At 71.6% G+C, this 17,518-nt stretch carries 16 protein-coding genes and 1 pseudogene; 11 read left to right on the top strand and 6 right to left on the bottom strand.

Features of this window, described 5'->3' with window-relative positions; genetic code table 11:
• Positions 1-2 precede the first annotated feature (2 nt).
• Positions 3-2,165, bottom strand: coding sequence for an elongation factor G-like protein EF-G2 (locus ACQP1P_RS36980; RefSeq protein ID WP_433078304.1), 2,163 nt, complete (start codon positions 2,163-2,165; stop codon positions 3-5).
• A gap of 191 nt (positions 2,166-2,356) precedes the next feature.
• Between ACQP1P_RS36980 and pgsA the strand changes: the two genes are divergently transcribed.
• The 7 genes from pgsA (at position 2,357) to ACQP1P_RS36945 (ending at position 7,932) form a co-directional block, all read left to right on the top strand.
• Positions 2,357-2,986, top strand: a complete 630-nt coding sequence (pgsA, locus tag ACQP1P_RS36975) for a phosphatidylinositol phosphate synthase (protein ID WP_433078302.1) — start codon at positions 2,357-2,359, stop codon at positions 2,984-2,986.
• Positions 2,983-3,903, top strand: a complete 921-nt coding sequence (locus tag ACQP1P_RS36970; RefSeq protein WP_433078300.1) for a phosphatidylinositol mannoside acyltransferase — start codon at positions 2,983-2,985, stop codon at positions 3,901-3,903. The genes pgsA and ACQP1P_RS36970 overlap by 4 nt, the downstream gene beginning before the upstream one ends.
• A gap of 10 nt (positions 3,904-3,913) precedes the next feature.
• Positions 3,914-5,080: a glycosyltransferase family 4 protein gene (locus ACQP1P_RS36965; protein WP_433078298.1), complete on the top strand. Its 1,167-nt coding sequence runs from the start codon at positions 3,914-3,916 to the stop codon at positions 5,078-5,080.
• 10 nt (positions 5,081-5,090) lie between these two features.
• Positions 5,091-5,555 (top strand): hypothetical protein, encoded by a 465-nt coding sequence (locus tag ACQP1P_RS36960; protein WP_433078296.1) that lies wholly within the window; start codon positions 5,091-5,093, stop codon positions 5,553-5,555.
• A gap of 150 nt (positions 5,556-5,705) precedes the next feature.
• Positions 5,706-6,554 (top strand): pyridoxal 5'-phosphate synthase lyase subunit PdxS, encoded by an 849-nt coding sequence (pdxS, locus tag ACQP1P_RS36955; RefSeq protein ID WP_433090263.1) that lies wholly within the window; start codon positions 5,706-5,708, stop codon positions 6,552-6,554.
• A complete protein-coding gene (pdxT, locus tag ACQP1P_RS36950) occupies positions 6,551-7,174 on the top strand; it encodes a pyridoxal 5'-phosphate synthase glutaminase subunit PdxT (protein ID WP_433078294.1) in 624 nt (207 codons plus the stop codon). The genes pdxS and pdxT overlap by 4 nt, the downstream gene beginning before the upstream one ends.
• Before the next feature lie 2 nt (positions 7,175-7,176).
• The gene (locus ACQP1P_RS36945) at positions 7,177-7,932 is read left to right on the top strand and encodes a YebC/PmpR family DNA-binding transcriptional regulator (RefSeq protein ID WP_350612661.1); all 756 of its coding nucleotides are present in this window, start codon (positions 7,177-7,179) and stop codon (positions 7,930-7,932) included.
• Positions 7,933-8,002: 70 nt separating this feature from the next.
• Here ACQP1P_RS36945 and ACQP1P_RS36940 read toward each other — a convergent pair whose 3' ends face one another.
• The 5 genes from ACQP1P_RS36940 to ACQP1P_RS36920 all read right to left on the bottom strand — a co-directional run bounded on the left by ACQP1P_RS36940 (position 8,003) and on the right by ACQP1P_RS36920 (position 12,651).
• Positions 8,003-8,221 (bottom strand): DivIVA domain-containing protein, encoded by a 219-nt coding sequence (locus tag ACQP1P_RS36940; protein WP_433078292.1) that lies wholly within the window; start codon positions 8,219-8,221, stop codon positions 8,003-8,005.
• 126 nt (positions 8,222-8,347) lie between these two features.
• Entirely contained in the window at positions 8,348-9,562 is a 1,215-nt protein-coding gene (locus ACQP1P_RS36935; RefSeq protein WP_433078290.1) for a cytochrome P450, read from the bottom strand.
• A gap of 32 nt (positions 9,563-9,594) precedes the next feature.
• On the bottom strand, positions 9,595-11,148 hold the full coding sequence (locus ACQP1P_RS36930; protein ID WP_433078288.1) for an FAD-dependent oxidoreductase: 1,554 nt from the start codon (positions 11,146-11,148) through the stop codon (positions 9,595-9,597).
• 34 nt (positions 11,149-11,182) lie between these two features.
• On the bottom strand, positions 11,183-12,007 hold the full coding sequence (locus ACQP1P_RS36925) for a sensor histidine kinase (protein ID WP_433078286.1): 825 nt from the start codon (positions 12,005-12,007) through the stop codon (positions 11,183-11,185).
• On the bottom strand, positions 12,004-12,651 hold the full coding sequence (locus ACQP1P_RS36920; RefSeq protein WP_433078284.1) for a response regulator: 648 nt from the start codon (positions 12,649-12,651) through the stop codon (positions 12,004-12,006). The genes ACQP1P_RS36925 and ACQP1P_RS36920 overlap by 4 nt, the downstream gene beginning before the upstream one ends.
• A 125-nt stretch (positions 12,652-12,776) precedes the next feature.
• Here ACQP1P_RS36920 and ACQP1P_RS36915 point away from each other — a divergent pair.
• The 4 genes and pseudogenes from ACQP1P_RS36915 to ACQP1P_RS36900 all read left to right on the top strand — a co-directional run.
• Positions 12,777-13,085, top strand: a pseudogene (locus tag ACQP1P_RS36915) (GtrA family protein); the annotation flags it as partial.
• An 85-nt stretch (positions 13,086-13,170) separates the two neighbouring features.
• On the top strand, positions 13,171-14,448 hold the full coding sequence (locus ACQP1P_RS36910; protein WP_433078282.1) for a glycosyltransferase: 1,278 nt from the start codon (positions 13,171-13,173) through the stop codon (positions 14,446-14,448).
• Entirely contained in the window at positions 14,438-16,045 is a 1,608-nt protein-coding gene (locus ACQP1P_RS36905) for an ArnT family glycosyltransferase (RefSeq protein ID WP_433078280.1), read from the top strand. The genes ACQP1P_RS36910 and ACQP1P_RS36905 overlap by 11 nt, the downstream gene beginning before the upstream one ends.
• Before the next feature lie 13 nt (positions 16,046-16,058).
• Positions 16,059-17,516 carry a hypothetical protein gene (locus ACQP1P_RS36900; RefSeq protein ID WP_433078278.1) on the top strand — a complete coding sequence of 486 codons (1,458 nt, stop codon included), beginning with the start codon at positions 16,059-16,061 and terminating at the stop codon, positions 17,514-17,516.
• The last annotated feature ends 2 nt before the right edge of the window (positions 17,517-17,518 follow it).

Here is a 17,518-nt window from a genome sequence, read left to right as displayed (position 1 = left end):
CGTCAGCGAGCGGCGGCGTGCTCCTTCTTGACCGCCTCGGCCAGGTGCGCCGGCATCGGGTCGTGCCGGACGAACGCGCGCGTGAACGTGCCCGCGCCGGAGGTCATCGCCCGCAGCTCGACCGCGTAGCGGACCAGCTCCGTCGCCGGCACCTCGGCCCTGACCAGGGTGCGCTCGTGGCCGTCGGGGTCCGGCTCGTTGCCCAGCACCCGGCCGCGGCGGCCCGACAGGTCGCTCATCACCGCGCCGACGAACTCGTCCGGCACGCGGATCGTCACCTCGTCGATCGGCTCCAGCAGCGTCGTGCGGCCCTGCTCGGCCGCCTCCCGCAGGGCCAGCGCCCCGGCGGTCTGGAACGCGGCGTCGGAGGAGTCCACGGAGTGCGCCTTGCCGTCGTAGAGCGTCACGCGCACGTCGACCACCGGATACCCGGCGACCATCCCGCGCTCCATCTGGCTGCGCACGCCCTTCTCGACCGAGGGGATGTAGTTGTGCGGCACCACCCCGCCGACGATCTTGTCGACGAACTCGAAGCCCGACCCGCGCGGCAGCGGCTCCACCCGGATGTCGCAGACGGCGTACTGCCCGTGCCCGCCCGACTGCTTCACGTGCCGCCCGTGGCCCTGGCTGGGCGCGGCGAACGTCTCGCGCAGCGCGACCTTCACCGGCTCGGTGTCCAGCTCCACGCCGCCGGCCCGCAGCCGGTCGAGCACCACGTCGGCGTGCGCCTCGCCCATGCACCACAGCACGAGCTGGTGCGTCTCGGCGTTGCGCTCCAGCCGCAGCGTCGGGTCCCCGGCCACGAGCCGGCCCAGGTTCTTCGCGAGGGCGTCCTCGTCGGAGCGGGTGCGGGCGGTGATCGCGATCGGCAGCAGCGGCTCCGGCATCTCCCAGGGGGCCATCAGCAGCGGGGCGTCCTTGGCCGAGATCGTGTCGCCGGTCTCGGCGGTGCCCGACTTCGTCACCGCCACCAGGTCCCCGGCCACGGCCAGCGGCACCTCGCGCAGGTTCGAGCCGAGCGGGGAGAACAGGTGGGCGAAGCGCTCGTCGGCGTCGTGGTCGGGGTGGCCGCGCTCGGCCATGCCGTGCCCGCAGATGTGCACCGGCGTCTCCGGGCGCAGCGTGCCCGAGAAGACCCGGACCAGCGAGACGCGCCCGACGTACGGGTCGATCGTGGTCTTCACGACCTCGGCCACCAGCGGGCCGTCGGGGTCGCAGGCGAGCGGCTCGCGGGGGTGGCCCTCGATGTCGGTGACCGGCGGCACCTCGTGCTCCAGCGGCGACGGGAACCCGCTGACCAGCACCTCCAGGAGCGCGTCGAGCCCGACGCGGGTCTCGGCACAGACCGGTACGACCGGGTAGAAGGTGCCGCGCGCGACGGCCTTCTCGAGGTCTTCGATGATCACGGAGGTCTCGATCGCCTCGCCGCCGAGGTAGCGCTCCATGAGCGTCTCGTCCTCGCTCTCGGCGATGATCCCCTCGAGCAGCGCGTTGTGGGACTCCTCGATCGCCGGCAGGTGCTCGGCGTCCGGGTCGCGGACCTCGGGCGGGAACCCGGCCGAGTAGTCGAAGACGCGGTGGGTGATCAGGCCGATGAGGCCGGCCGTGCTCGTCCCGTCGTCGCCCAGCATCGGCAGGTACAACGGCAGCACGTTGTCGCCGAAGACCTCCTGGCACGTCTGCAGCGTCTCGTCGAAGTCGGCCCGGTGGTGGTCCAGGCGGGTGATCGCCACCGCCCGGGGCATCCCGACGTGGGCGCACTCCTCCCACAGCGCCGCGGTGGCCGCGTCCATGCCGTCGACCGCCGAGACCACGAACAGGGCGGCGTCGGCGGCGCGCAGCCCGGCGCGCAGCTCGCCGACGAAGTCCGCGTAGCCGGGCGTGTCGAGCAGGTTGACCTTCACGCCGTCGTGCATCACCGGGGCGCAGGACAGCGTGACGGAACGCTGCTGCTTCTGCGCCGCGGGGTCGTGATCGGTGACCGTGGTGCCCTCGGTCACCGAACCGGGGCGGGCAATCGTGCCGGTCGCCGCGAGCAGCGCCTCGACCAGCGTCGTCTTCCCCGAGCCGGAGTGCCCGACGACCACCACGTTGCGTACCCTGCCGGGATCATCAACCACCGGCGCGGTGCCGGTGACACCCTTCTCCTGGACCTTCTGCGCCATCACGCGCCTCCCGAAAGTCTCGCGCCACCTGTGAGCAGTCTCACAGTCACAACCTGTTCACCGATCCCACACCCGAAACATCACCGGCACAAGGGCCGTGCGACCCTCGCGCCTCCGCTTTACTCAAGCACCGTGAGCAGTCCCACGTGCCGGTATCCGCCGAGCGCCGCCCCCGTTATCGTGAGAGCGCCATGGCGAAGATCCTCAGCGTAGTCAGCCGGGCCGGACTCGCCCGCGTCCTGGACCCCGTCGCCGCCGCACTCCTGCGCGCCGGGATCACCCCGAACGCGGTCACGGTGATCGGCACCCTCGGCGTGCTCGTGGGCGCCCTGGGCTTCGCCACGCGCGGCCACCTGTTCATCGCGCTCGTCATCATCACCGTGAGCTGCTTCACCGACCTCATCGACGGCTCGATGGCCCGCCAGCGCGGGATCACGAACAAGTTCGGCGCGCTGCTGGACTCGTCGATGGACCGCATCGCCGACGGGGCGATCTTCGGGTCCGTCGCGTACTGGTACGCCACGCAGCACGAGCCGCGCGTGGTCGCCGCCGCCCTGCTGTGCCTGCTCACCGGGCAGGTGGTGTCGTACGTCAAGGCGCGGGCCGAGGGCCTGGGCTTCACGTGCAACGTGGGCATCATCGAGCGGGCCGAACGCCTGGTCGGCATCGGCATCGGCGGCCTGCTGTGGACCTTCGGCGTGCCGTACGGCCTGGAGATCGTCATGTGGCTGCTGGCCGCCCTGTCGATCGTGACCATCGGCCAGCGCATCGGCACCGTGTACCGGCAGGCGCACGCGCCCGAGCGGGTCGAGGCCCGGTGAACCTGACCGAGCTCGGCTACGGCACGGCGTTCAACCTGCTGCCGAAGCTGCCCCGGGGCGCCGTCTGGCCCCTGTTCGCGGCCGCGGCCTCGACCGGTCACCGGGGGTACCGCCGCGGAAAACCGGGTAAGGGGACCGCCACGCTCGCCAAGAATTTGCGACGGGTGGTCGGACCCGAGATGCCCGAGGACGAGTTCCAGCGGCTTCTGCACCGCGCCCTGCGCTCCTACGCGCGCTACTACCTGGAGGCGTTCCAGCTGCCGGGGCGCTCCAAGGCGCAGATCCTGGCCGGGTTCCGCCTCGAGAACGGCGAGCTGCTCGGGCAGAACCACCGCGCCGGCATCGGCTCGGTGGTCGCCCTGCCGCACGCCGGCAACTGGGACGCGGCCGGGGCCTGGGTCGCCGCCAAGGGCTGGCCGATCACCACCGTGGCCGAACGCCTCAAGCCCGAGAGCGTGTACCTCAAGTTCCTGGCCTTCCGCCGCTCCCTCGGCATGGAGATCCTGCCGCTGACCGGCGGCGACCGGCCCGTCTTCGACGTGCTCGAGGAGCGGATCAAGCGCGACGCGGCCGTGGTGCCGCTGCTCGCCGACCGCGACCTGACCCCGCGCGGCGTCGAGGTCGAGTTCTTCGGCGGGCGCACCCGCATGCCCGCGGGCCCGGCGCTGCTCGCCCTGCGCACCGGCGCCCCCCTGTACGTGGTCGACATGTGGTTCGATGCGGATGCGGCGGCCGGGCACCTCGCCGGCCCGATCCCGATGCCCGGCGTGGACGAGGGCTCCCTCGACGCCCGGGTCCGGATCGTCACGCAGCGGGTCGCCGACACGTTCGCCGAGGGCATCGCGCGGCACCCGGAGGACTGGCACATGCTCCAGCGGTTCTGGCTCGACGAGCCGGCCGTCAGCACCGTGGCCTAGGGGAGGGGCGTTGCGCATCGGGATCGTCTGCCCGTACTCGTTCGACGTGCCCGGCGGGGTGCAGAACCACGTCCGCGACCTCGCCGAGACACTCATCGCGCTCGGTCATCACGTCAGCGTCCTGGCCCCCGGGGACGAGGAGGGCATGACCCTGCCCTACGTCGTGCCGGCCGGGCGGACCGTGCCGGTGCCGTACAACGGCTCGGTCGCCCGCGTCTCGTTCGGCCTGATCTCCGCGACCCGGGTGCGCCGCTGGCTCGCCGCGGGGCGCTTCGACGTGCTGCACGTGCACGAGCCGCTGATCCCGAGCCTGTCGATGCTCGCGGTGCTCTCCGCGCGCGGCCCGGTCGTGGCGACCTTCCACACCGCGATGACCCGCTCGCGGGCCCTCGCCGCCGCGCAGGGCGTGCTCCAGCTCGTGCTCGAGAAGATCACCGGGCGGATCGCGGTCTCGGAACTGGCCCGCAAGGTGCAGGTCGAGCACCTGGGCGGGTCGGCCTGGGAGATCCCCAACGGGGTGCAGGCGTCGAAGTACCGTGACGCGATCCCCCTGGACGGCTGGCCGGGCGACGGCGGGGCGCTCGGGTTCATCGGCCGGTTCACCGAGCCGCGGAAAGGGTTCCGGTACCTCCTGGACGCCTTCGCCGCCCTGGCGGACGATCGCCCCGGGCTCCGGCTGCTCGTCGCCGGGCCGGGCGACCCGCAGGACGTCATGGCCGACTTCCCGGCCCGTGATCGCGTCGGTGACCGGGTCGTCTTCCTCGGCAAGGTGTCGGAGCCGGACAAGGCCCGGATGCTGCGCAGCGTCGACCTCTACGTCGCCCCCAACACCGGCGGCGAGTCCTTCGGCATGATCCTCACCGAGGCGATGGCGGCCGGCACCGCCGTGCTGGCCAGCGAGCTCGACGCGTTCCGGCGCGTCCTCGACGGCGGCGCGGCCGGGGCGCTGTTCCCGGTCGGCGACGCCGCGGCCCTGGCCCGCACGGCCGCGGCCCTGCTCGACGACCCCGCCCGCCGGGCCGCGCTGGCCGCCCGGGGCGCCGAGGTGGTGGCCGCCTACGACTGGCCGGTCGTCGCCGAGCGGGTCCTGGAGGTCTACTCCACCGCCATCGAGGTGAGCGCGGCAGCGGCTGAGGGCGCGCCCGGTGGCGGAGCCACCGTGCACTCGGTCACGTAGGCTGCGCCGCATGTGGTGGGTGATCGCCGTGGTGGCCCTGGTGGTCGCGGTGGCCACCTACCTGACGTGGCTCGCGGCCCGCGTCGACCGGCTCCACGCGCGGGCGGCCGCCGCCTACGCGACCCTCGACGCGCACCTGGTGCGCCGGGCCGCCGCCGCGGTGGCCCTGGCCGAGGCGGCCCAGCTGCCCATGCTCATGTACGCGGCCAAGATCGCCCTCGACGCCCAGCCGGACGACCGCGAGGTGGCCGAGAACGACCTCACCCGCCACCTGCGCCTCGACGTCGGCCCCACCCCCGTCGACGACACGCTGGTGCAGGTCAGCCGGCGGGTGGCCCTGGCTCGTCAGGTGCACAACGACGTCGTGCGCGACGCCCTCGCCGTGCGCCGGCGGGGCCTGGTGCGGCTGTTCCGGCTGGCCAGAAAACACCCCGTTCCGGCCTACTTCGACGTCGACGACCCCTCCCTTTCGTGATTCGTGGGCCACAGGGTTGCCGTTGGCCGTCGGGGTGCGGGGTGACGGAAGCGTAAACTTGCGGGTGAATCCAGCTTTCCCTGTTAGGAGTGCGCCGTCGTGTCCTCACCCACTTCGCCGGTCACCGGCACGGCCCGCGTCAAGCGCGGCATGGCCGAGATGCTCAAGGGCGGCGTCATCATGGACGTCGTCACGCCCGAGCAGGCCAAGATCGCGGAGGACGCCGGCGCCGTCGCGGTGATGGCGCTCGAGCGGGTCCCCGCCGACATTCGCGCCCAGGGCGGCGTGTCGCGCATGAGCGACCCCGACATGATCGACGGCATCATCAACGCCGTCTCCATCCCGGTCATGGCCAAGGCCCGCATCGGGCACTTCGTCGAGGCCCAGGTGCTGCAGGCGCTCGGCGTCGACTACGTCGACGAGTCCGAGGTGCTCACCCCCGCCGACTACGCCAACCACATCGACAAGTGGGCCTTCACGGTGCCGTTCGTCTGCGGCGCCACCAACCTCGGCGAGGCGCTGCGGCGCATCAACGAGGGCGCGGCCATGATCCGCTCCAAGGGCGAGGCCGGCACCGGCGACGTCTCCAACGCCACCACCCACATGCGCCGGATCCGCGGCGAGATCCGCCGGCTGACCTCGCTGCCCGAGGACGAGCTGTTCGTCGCGGCCAAGGAGCTCCAGGCGCCGTACGAGCTGGTCAAGGAGGTCGCCGAGAACGGCAAGCTGCCCGTCGTGCTGTTCACCGCCGGCGGCATCGCGACCCCGGCCGACGCCGCGATGATGATGCAGCTCGGCGCCGAGGGCGTCTTCGTCGGCTCGGGCATCTTCAAGTCCGGCAACCCGCAGCAGCGCGCCGCCGCGATCGTCAAGGCCACCACCTTCCACGACGACCCCGACGTGCTGGCCAAGGTCTCCCGCGGCCTGGGCGAGGCCATGGTCGGCATCAACGTGGACGAGATCCCGCAGCCGCACCGCCTCGCCGAGCGGGGCTGGTGACCGCCCCCGTGATCATCGGCGTGCTCGCCCTGCAGGGCGATACCCGTGAACACCTGCACGCGGTGGCCGATCTCGACGCGATCGGCCGCCCCGTGCGCCGGGCCGACGAGCTCGACTCCGTCGACGGCCTGATCATCCCCGGCGGCGAGTCGACCACGATGAGCAAGCTCGCCGTCGAGTTCGGCCTGCTCGAGCCGCTGCGCAAGCGGATCGCCGCCGGCCTGCCCGTCTACGGCTCCTGCGCCGGCATGATCATGCTGGCCTCGACGATCCTGGACGGCCGCGCCGACCAGGTGCCCTTCGGCGGCATCGACATGACCGTCCGCCGCAACGCGTTCGGCCGCCAGGTCGATTCGTTCGAGGGCACCGTGGACATTTCGGGCATCGACGGCGGGCCCTTCCAGGCCGTGTTCATCCGCGCGCCCTGGGTCGAGAGTGTGGAAGACTCCGTCGAGGTACTGGGCCGCGTGAAGGATGGCCCGGCCGCCGGTAGGATTGTCGCGGTTCGGCAGCGGCACCTGCTCGCGACATCCTTCCACCCCGAGCTCACCGGCGACCTACGCGTCCATCGGTATTTCGTGGAGATGGTGCGCGAGGCGGGTAAGACGACGGAGGGTTAGGCATGTCGGGGCACTCAAAATGGGCGACCACCAAGCACAAGAAGGCGGTCATCGACGCCAAGCGTGGGAAGCTCTTCGCCCGCCTGATCAAGAACGTCGAGGTGGCTGCCCGCACGGGCGGCGGTGACCCGGCCGGCAACCCGACCCTCTTCGACGCCATCCAGAAGGCGAAGAAGAACTCGGTCCCCAACGACAACATCAACAACGCGGTCAAGCGCGGCTCGGGCCTCATCGGCGGCGGCGCGGACTGGCAGACGGCCATGTACGAGGGCTACGGCCCGAACGGCGTCGCCATCCTCATCGAGTGCCTGACGGACAACCGCAACCGCGCCTCGACGGAGGTGCGGGTGGCCCTGACGCGCAACGGCGGCTCCCTCGCCGACGCGGGCAGCGTGTCGTACATGTTCACCCGCAAGGGTGTCGTGATCGTCCCGAAGGCCGGCGAGCTGACCGAGGACGACCTGCTCATGGCCGTCCTCGACGCGGGCGCCGAGGAGGTCAACGACCTCGGCGAGGCCTTCGAGATCATCTCCGAGGCCTCGGACCTGGTCCCCGTGCGCACGGCCCTGCAGGACGCGGGGATCGACTACGAGAGCGCGGAGTCGTCCTTCGTCCCGAGCGTGACCGTCCCCCTGGACGAGGAGGGCGCGCGCAAGGTCTTCAAGGTGATCGACGCCCTGGAGGACTGCGACGACGTGCAGAACGTCTACGCGAACTTCGACGTGTCCGACGAGGTCATGGCCCTGGTCGAGGCCTGAGTCCCGGCTGTGTCCGTCGGCGGAGGCGGCGCCCCGGTGCATTCCGGCGGCGCCGTCCGCGTTGTGCCGCTCACCCGCCGAGCTCCCGCGTGACCTGGGCCAGGTACTGATCGACTTGAGCCCGGTCGTACCCGCGCGGCACGACGCCGATCCTCGCTTCGCGGATCGCGGCGAGCGCCTGGGCCCGCTGCTCGCGATCACGTCCGGCGAGCGCCGACTCGGCCCGCCCGACCAGGTCCTGCACCGCATCGACGTCGTACCCGCGCGGCGAAACCTCGAATTCCGGCATGCCCGCGATCATGTCGGACGCTCGCAACGTTGATATCGTCCTTCGTCATTGCTTCGTCATTGCTTCGTCACGCTCGGCATTGGCGGGCATGATCGGTCGGGTCGCGTGTGGTAGGGGCGGCGGCCATCAATCGAGTGCCACGCGCAGGTGGCGGGGCCCGCGCAGGACGGCGCTCAGCCGATACTCCGGCGGGTCCTCCAGCAGCCGAGCGCGGGCCAGCACCGGAGCCAACGCCGTCAGCGCGACCTGAGCCTCCAGCCGGGCCAGCGGCGCCCCGAAGCAGTAGTGGATGCCGTCGCCGAACCCGAGATGCGGCGCCGGCCGTCGATCCGGGTCGAACCGGTCCGGGTCCGGGAACTGCTGCGGATCCCGGTTCCCCGCGGCCAGCACCAGCGTGATCGACGCGCCCGCCGGGATCGTCGTGCCCGCGACCGGGATGTCGTCGAGCGCCGTACGCCACGGCAGCATCTGCACCGGCGGGTCGTAGCGCAGCACTTCCTCGACGAAGGGCACCACGATGTCCGGCTCGGCGAGCAGGCGCTCCAGCCACGCCGGCTGGCGCAGCAGGATCAGGGCGCTGTTGGCGATCAGGTTCACCGTCGTCTCGTGGCCGGCGATGAGCAGCAGCATCGCGGTGCTGACGAGCTCGGAGCGGGACATGCGCCCGTCGGGGCCGTCGTCGGTGGCCAGGGCCGTGAGCAGGTCGCCGCCGAGCGCGGACGCGCCGTCGGGGGTGGCGACGTCGGCCAGGCGGCCGTCGACCAGCTCGCCCAGGTACTGCGCCAGGTCGGCCAGCGCGGCCCGGTTCGGCTCGACCGAGATCAGGGCGGCGTCGATCCAGGCCCGGAACCGCGGCTCGTCCGCCATGGGGACGCCGAGCAGGGAGCAGATGACCTGGACCGGCAGCGGGTACGCGAAGTGGTCGACCAGGTCCACCGTGGACGGTGGAAAGGCCGCCACCAGGGAGCCCGCCAGCGAGGTCAGCGTCGGCTCCAGGTCTGCCACGCGGTGCGGGGTGTGCGGCGGGCCGAACGGGCGGGTGGCGAGGCGGCGCAGGCGGTCGTGGGCCGGCGGGTCCTGGCGCAGGAAGCTCGGCGGCAGTCCGACCAGGTCCGCCGTCGCCCCGGACGACGACTTCTCCGCCAGGTCGGGGATGTCGGAGGAGCTCACCCGGGGATCGTGCAGGAGCGCGGCGATGGCGTCGAAGGTGCTCACCACGTAGGTGCCGTCCTGCGTCACCGCGACCGGGGTCCGGCGCAGCGAGGCGAGCAGGGGGTACGGGTCGTGGCGGTTCACGGGGTCCAGGACCGCGCCGAATGCGGAGGCCACCGCTGTCGTCATCGAAGCGTCCAATCGAAGCCGAGAAGGGGGAGTCAGGAGATCCGGGCCAGGTTCGGGCGGTGGCCGGTGGCCATCACGGTGGCGTCCCGGGCCCGGGTCGCCGGGTCCGGGACGCCCGCCGGGACCGGCAGCGCGTCGTCCGGGCGGTCGGGCGAGTTGAACGACGGCGGAAAGGGTGCGCCCTGTTCGATCTGGCGCGCGTAGAACGGCAGCCACTTCGCGTGGTTGAAGGTCACCGCGGCGGTGACGCGGCCCCGGTAGCCGTAGGCCGCGGCGAACCGGCGCTCCGCCACCGAGCCCTGGACGATCATCACCTCGTCGGAGAAGGTCGGTACACCCACAGATTTGATGTTGACCCCGAACTGGGCGGACCAGAACCGCGGCATGTGCAGGTGCGGCCACCGGTCCGACTCGTCGCTCACCATGTTGTGCGCGGCCACCTCGGCCTGGGCCACGGCGTTGGCCCAGTGCTCCAGGGCCAGGAACTGGTAGCCGAACAGCGCGTTCGGTGCCCGCGCCACGTCGCCGGCCACGAAGACGTCGTCCGTCACCACGCCGTTGATGTCGAAGGCGCGGCAGCCCGCGTCGCAGGCCACGCCCCACGGGCCGGCGGCGAGCCCGGAGTGCGCGAGCCATTCGACGTTGCGCACGCCGCCCAGCGCGGCCACGACCACGTCGACGTCGAGCACGTCGCCGTCCGACAGCACCGCCCGCCGCACCCGATCGTCGCCCTCGAGGCGGGTCACGGTCACGCCGCAGCGCAGGTCGACGCCGTGCGCACGGTGCAGGCCGGCGGCGATCGCGCCGATGGTGGAGCCCAGCGCGCCCTCCAGCGGTGTGCTCGCGGCCTCGGCCACGGTCACGTCCAGGCCCAGCGAGCGGCACGTCGAGGCCACCTCCGAGCCGGTGAACCCGGCGCCGACGACGAGCACGCGGCCGGGGCGGGAGCCGTCGGCGGGCAGCAGGCGGTGCTGCAGCGCGATCGCGTCGTCGCGGGTGCGCAGGACGAACACGCCGTCGAAGGCCGGGCCGGGCCACGGGCGGGCGCGCACGCCGGTGGCGATCAGCAGGCGGTCGAACGGCACCGAGGAGCCGTCGCTGAGCTGCACCCGGCGGCCGGGCAGGTCCAGGGCGAGCGCGCGGACGCCGAGGCGCCAGCGGGCGTCGAGGTCCGTCCGGCGCGGCAGGGCGGTCGCGTCGGGGCGGATGCGGCCGCCGAGGGCCTGTTTGGACAGGGGCGGGCGGTCGTACGGGCCGTAGGGCTCGTCGTCGATCAGCGTCAGCGAGCCCGAGAAGCCCTCCTCCCGCAGCGCCTCGGCCGCGCGCAGCCCGGCGAGGGAGGCGCCGACGATCACGATGCGCCCGACGGAGGGGCCCGATACCGCCGGCATGTCGGTGGAGCTGACTCGGTCGAGCTGGATCGCCTGCACCGGGCACGCGGCCGCCGCCCGGCGCACGGCGATGTCGGCGGTCGGCGAGGGGTCGTAGAGCAGGGCCTCGTCGCCCTGCATCTGGAACGCCGAGGGGGCGAGGAAGGCGCACTGCGCGTACCCCTGACACCTGGTGAGGTCGACAACCACACGCATGCGTCAAGCCTGGCAACGCCCGCGACGGGAGGACTCACCCCACGGGAAGGGCCGCCCGGATCACTGTCCCGGAACCGGGGGCGCTGATGATGTCGAGGGTCCCGCCCAGCAGCAGGGCCCGCTCGCGCATCGAGTGCAGCCCGAGCCGCCCCGGGAACGACGCCGACGGCGTGAAGCCCACGCCGTCGTCGGACACCTCCAGCACCACGCGGCTGTCGTCGCCGGCCAGCCGCACGGTGACCTGCGAGGCCTCGGCGTGCCGGGCGGCGTTGCCGAGGGCCTCCAGCGCGATGCGGTACAACGCCTCCTCCACCTGCGGGCTGACCGGCGGATCGGCGTCGAGCTGCAGCCCCCACCCGGCCCGCCCGGGCGTGGCGTGCAGGGTGTCGAAGGCGCTGCGCAAGGCCGCGGCGAGCCCGGCGCCGCCGAGGGTCTCGGGGCGCAGCCGCAGGATGATGCCGCGCAGGTCGGTCAGGCCCGCCGTGGCCGTCTCCTTGATCCAGGCGAGCGAGGCCTCGGCGTGCGCCGGGTTGCCGTACAGCAGCTCCGCGGCCGTGCCCGCGCCGAGGCTGATGCCGTACAGGGTCTGCACCACCGAGTCGTGCAGATCCCGGGCCAGCCGGGCCGGTGCGGCCAGCAGCTGCTCGGCGAGGGGCACGAACGGTGCCAGGCTGGACGGGCGCGGGGCCCGGCGCCCGGCGACGGCCAGCACCCCGCCGGTCACCGGCAGGTAGGTCGCGCGCCGGGTGCGGATCGGCCGCCGGGCCGACAGGGCATCGGTGACGACGGACGTGTCGAAGCCGGTCGCCGACCCGGACACGACGACCCCGCGCGCGTCGAAGACGACGACCGACGTCACGAGGGGGCCGCCGCGTGCACCGGGACGAGCCCGACCCGCATCGCGTAGAGCGCGGCCTGCGTGCGGCTGGACATGCCGAGCTTCTGCAGGATGTTGCTGACGTGCGTCTTGACCGTCTGCGGCGCGATGTGCAGCTCCCGGGCGATCTGCCCGTTGGCGCGCCCGCGGGCCAGCAGCGTCAGGACCTCCTCCTCCCGGCGGGTCAGCTGCACCGGGTTGGCCGGCACGTGCACGTCGCGCACCAGCCGGGCCGCGACGGCGGGGGAGAGCTGCACCTGGCCGGCGGCCGCGGCGCGCACGGCCCGGTGCAGCTCCTCGGCGTCGGTGTCCTTCAGCAGGTACCCCACCGCGCCCGCGTGCAGCGCGTCGGCGATGAGCTGCGGCTCGAGGTACCCGCTGAGCGCCACCACCTCGACGTCCGGCAACTCCCGGCGGATCACACCGATCGCGCTGATCCCGTCGAGGACCGGCATCAGCAGGTCCATCAGCACGAGGTCGGGCCGCAGCTCGCGGGCCAGCGCCACGGCCTCCTGCCCGTCGGCCGCGGCGCCGACCGGCTCCAGGTCGCCGCTGAGCGACAGGAAGCGATACAGCCCCTCGCGCACCATGGCGTGGTCGTCGGCGATCAAGATCCTGGTACTCATCGCCGCGCGGACTACCCACAAAACGTCCAAGCGGTCTACGCCAAATGGGGGAGGCCGAAGGTGTGGGGCCCGGCAGCACCCCGGCGTGATGCCCCGAAGGCCCGTGCGTCGGCACGGTTGGGAGCGTGACGCACTCCTTGCACCGGCTGAGCCGGTTCTCCCTGGTGGGAGTCAGCGGTGTCGTCGTCAACAACGTCGCCCTGCTCACCCTGCACGGGCTGCTCGGGCTCGCGCTGCTGCCCGCGACCGTGGCCGCGGTCGAGCTCGCCCTCGTGTCCAACTACGTGCTGCACGAACTCTGGACCTTCCGACGCAGGCGGCTGTCGCTGACGCGTTTCGCCTACTTCAGTCTCGCCGGGCTGGCCGCCCTGCCCGTCAACGTGATCGTCGTCCAGCTGCTGGTCGCACTCGGCCTGCACTACCTCCCCGCCAACCTGGTCGGTATCGCGGCCGGCTTCGGGGTCAACTTCGCCGTCAGCTCGAAGTGGATTTGGAGTGAACGCACCGATGGAGCAGCTGGTGTTGGCCGTCCTCACGCTGATCTCGCTGGTGCTGACGGTGCAGGCGGCGCACGCCCTGTATCTCATGATCTACACGTGGGACCAGCCCGAGGCGGACGCCAAGGCCCGGGTGCCCGATCAACGTGCTACGCCGGAACTCTCCTTCACCGCCATCCTCCCGGCGCGCCACGAGGAGGAGGTCATCCAAGCCACCATCGCCCGCGCCGCGTCCGCTGACTACCCGCCGCACCTGGTGCAGATCCTCGTCGTGTGCTCGGCGGACGACGTGGGCACCATCGAGCAGGCCCGGGCTCAGGTGAGCGCCCTGCGGGCGATCGGGCGCAGCAACGTCGACGTGGTCGTGTTCGACGACGGGCCGATCAACAAGCCGCACGGGCTCAACACCGCGCTGCGCCACGCCACCAGCGACGTGGTGTCCATCTTCGACGCCGAGGACGAGGTCCAGCCGGAGCTGTTCGACATCGTCAACACCATCATGCTGTCCGACGACGTCAGCGTCGTGCAGGCCGGGGTGCAGCTGATGAACTTCGACTCCAACTGGTACTCGACGTTCAACGTCCTGGAGTACTTCTTCTGGTTCCGCAGCCGCCTGCACTACCACGCCAAGAACGGCGCGATCACGCTCGGCGGCAACACGGTCTTCTTCAAGCGGGACCTCATCGAGCGCCTCGGCGGCTGGGACGAGACGAACCTGACCGAGGACGCGGACATCGGCCTGCGCGTCTCCAGCATGGGGGAGAAGGTCCGGGTGGTCTATGACGACCGGTACGTCACCAAGGAGGAGACCCCGCCGACCCTGCAGAGCTTCATCAAGCAGCGCACCCGCTGGTGCCAGGGGTTCATGCAGACGCTCGGCAAGGGCACCTGGAAGCTGATGCCCAACCGCCGGCAGCGGTTCCTGGCCTGGTACACCCTGGCCTTCCCGCACGTGCAGGCGATGCTCGGCTTCTACCTGCCGGTCGCGATGCTGTCCGCCTTCGTGCTCAGCGTGCCGGTGCCGGTCGCGATGCTGTCGTGGCTGCCGGTCCTGCTGCTCGGCGCGCACTTCGTGATGTCCGTCGTCGGGCTGTACGAGTTCACCGGCGCGCACGGGCTCAAGGCCGGCCCGGGCACCGTGCTGAAGATGGCGCTGACCTGGTTCCCGTACCAGATGGTGCTGTCCTACGCGGCCGGCCGGGCGCTCTACCGCCAGCTCAAGGGCGCGACCAACTGGGAGAAGACCGCCCACGTCGGCGCCCACCGCACCGAGGCACCGGAGCTGACCAATGTCGGCTGACGTTCTCACCAGACCGGGCAAGAAGCCCTCGTCCCGCACGCCCCGGGTCTCCGCGAAGGCCCCGAAGCTGCTCATCGCCGTGTCGCTGCTGATCGGGCTCGTGAGCCACGGCTGGAACATGTTCCGGTATCCGCTGTACCTCACCGACGAGGGCATCTACATGGAGCAGGCCTGGTCGGTGCTGAAGGAGGCCAAGCTCTCGCCGTACACCTACTTCTACGACCACGCCCCGATGGGCTGGCTGGCCCTGGCCGGCTGGGTCGGCATCCTGCCGGGTGGCTTCCAGGCCTTCGGCAACGCCATCAACACCGGCCGGGCGCTCATGCTCATCGTGCACCTGGCGTCGGTGTTCCTGATGTTCGAGACGGTGCGCCGGTTCACCGCCTCCAAGCCCGCGGCGTTCCTGGCCGTGTTCGTGTTCAACCTCTCCCCGCTCGGGGTGTACTACCAGCGCCAGGTCCTGCTCGACAACCTCATGATGTTCTGGATCCTGCTCGGGCTCTACCTGCTGGCCCGGCGCGACGGGCGGATCGTCACCGCGATGGGCGCCGGCGCCTGCTTCGGCCTGGCGCTGGTGACGAAGGAGAACGCGCTGTTCCTGCTGCCCGGCTGCGCGTACCTGCTGCACAAGACCATCCGGGAGCAGTCCAACCGGCGCTTCGGGCTCAGCTTCTGGTGGTTCGCCGTGCTGGCGCCGGTCACCGCGTACCTGCTGTTCGCCCAGATCAAGAACGAGCTGTTCCCCGAGGGCCTGCGGTTCAGCCCCGACAACAACCAGCTCAAGGGCCACGTGTCGCTGCTCAACACCATCTGGTGGCAGCTGCACCGCAACTCCAACAGCTCCAACGGCCTGTCGTTCACCTACCTGCTGCAGCAGAGCTGGCTGTTCAAGGACCGGTACATCCTCATCGGCGGTGTCGTCGCCACGGTGCTCACGCTCATCTCGGGCCGGCGCAACCGGCGGCTGCGCACGCCGATGCTCGCCTGCGCCCTGATGGCCCTGGGATACGCGTTCTACCTGAGCCGCAGCGCCCTGCTCGACTTCTACATCGCGCCGATGGTGCCGCTGTTCGCGCTGAACCTGGGCATGTTCTTCGGCTGGCTGACCCGGCGCACCAACCAGGGCGGGGCGGCCGTGCTCGTCGCCTGCCTGCTGGTGCCGGTGCTGGTGATGCCGGGCGGGTTCCTGGTGAAGTACAACGCCCGGGGCCAGCTGGAGTTCAGCGACGCCTACCGGCTGCCGCTGACCCAGCTGCAGGAGCAGCAGGTCGCCTGGATCAAGGCGAACATCCCGACCAACGCGCGGCTCATCATCGACGACGACGTGTGGGTGGCGCTGCACGACAGCAACCCGCCGTACAAGAACGCGCACCCGCACTACAAGGCCACGTCCGACCCGGACGTGCGGGACAAGGTCTTCCACTCCAGCTGGGAGAACGTCGACTACGTCGTGATGTCGAACAAGATGCGCGACGCCCTCCAGCGCGGCGGCGAGACCTGGATCATCGAGGCGATCGACCAGCACGGGCAGACCGTCTGGCAGGCCACCCGGGGCGACGTCTCGCTGTCAATCGTCAAGATCGGCAACACGTCCTAGCTGGAGTGGAACCATGCAGACGCTCAAGCACCGGCCGGCGGCCGGGCGCAACCGGAAGCGGAAACGACCGAAGATCTCACGCAAGCGGCTGCTGCTGGCCGGCGTGGCGGTGGTGGTGCTCGTCACCGCGGGGCGCTCGCTGCTGCCCGCCCTGGGCATCTCGGCCCCCAGCCTCGGCGGCTCGACCGAGGAGACCCCGAGCACGGTGATCACCAAGGCCCCGCCGGCGCCGACGATCGACCTGAACGGGGTCATGGTGCAGGGCGGCGGCTCGCCGATGATCACCCTGAACCCGGGCCTGGTACGGCTCGGCGGCGGCGTGACCGTCCAGGGGTCGGGCTTCGACCAGGGCTCGATGGTCGACGTGTACCTCGGGCCGTCCACGGCGCCGGGGCAGAAGCCCCCGCCGAGCGGCGCACCCGGCTCCAAGCCGCACCAGGTGGCCACCGCGAAGGCCGGCAAATGGGGCGTGTTCACGGCCAACTTCACGATGCCCAACAAGATGACGGTGCCCGTGCAGGAGGTCACCGCGCAGGCGCGGGGCAGCGACAAGGTGGCGAAGGCCGACGCGTCGGTGGCCCAGGGCGCCGGCCAGGCGACGCTCTCGGCGATCGTCGGCAAGCCCGGCGACACGATCAACCTGACGGTGAAGGGGTTCGCCCCCGGCGAGCAGCTCAACGTCTACTGGGGCCGGATCAACGGCGACCCGAACCTCACCCTCAAGGCCGACGAGGGTGGCTCGGTGGGTAAGACGCCCATCAGAGTTGGCGTCACGGCGGTCGGCACGACAAGTCTGGTGGTCGTGGGCAAGACCAGTGGCGCGGCGGCGAGCGCGCCGTTCCAGGTGCTGCGGCTGTACCCGTCCATCAAGCTGGCGCCGTACGCCGTCAAGGCCACCCAGAAGATCACCTTCTCCGGCTCCGGCTTCGCCCCGGGGGAGCGGGTGCTGGTGCGCCTCAACGCGGCCGGGGGCCAGCCGGTCATGGCGATCCCGACCGACGACGCCGGCGTGTTCAAGGGCGCCGGACTGGTGATGCCGTTCCAGCTCAAGGGCGCCCAGTCGCTGGTGTTCACCGGCGAGCAGAGCCGGGCGGCGGTCTCCACCGGCTTCACCATCCTGCCGTTCACCCCGCAGGCGCGCACGAACGCCTACGGCGGCCTGCCCGGCACCGTGGTGAACTTCTACGCCACCCAGTTCGCGCCGAACGAGGCCGTGCACGTGACCGTCCGGACCGCCAAGGGCGCCACGCCGCAGCTGGTGGCCGCGTTCCGGGTCGACGCGAAGGGCGCGGCCCGGGCGGTCGGGCAGTACACGATCCCGGGCAACACCGAGGACACCGTGGTCTTCCAGCTGCACGGCCAGCGCAGCGACGCGACCGCGACGGTGAACTTCAAGGTCGACAAGTCCGGCGGCCCGGTCGACATCCCGTCCGCGAAGCCCTACGTGGTGCCCAAGGATCTGGAGAACTGATT

This window comes from Dactylosporangium sp. CA-052675 (assembly GCF_050947935.1).
GTDB lineage: Bacteria > Actinomycetota > Actinomycetes > Mycobacteriales > Micromonosporaceae > Dactylosporangium.
The sequence above is the reverse complement of the archived record's forward strand: the minus strand, read 5'-3'. Positions and strand labels throughout refer to the sequence as shown.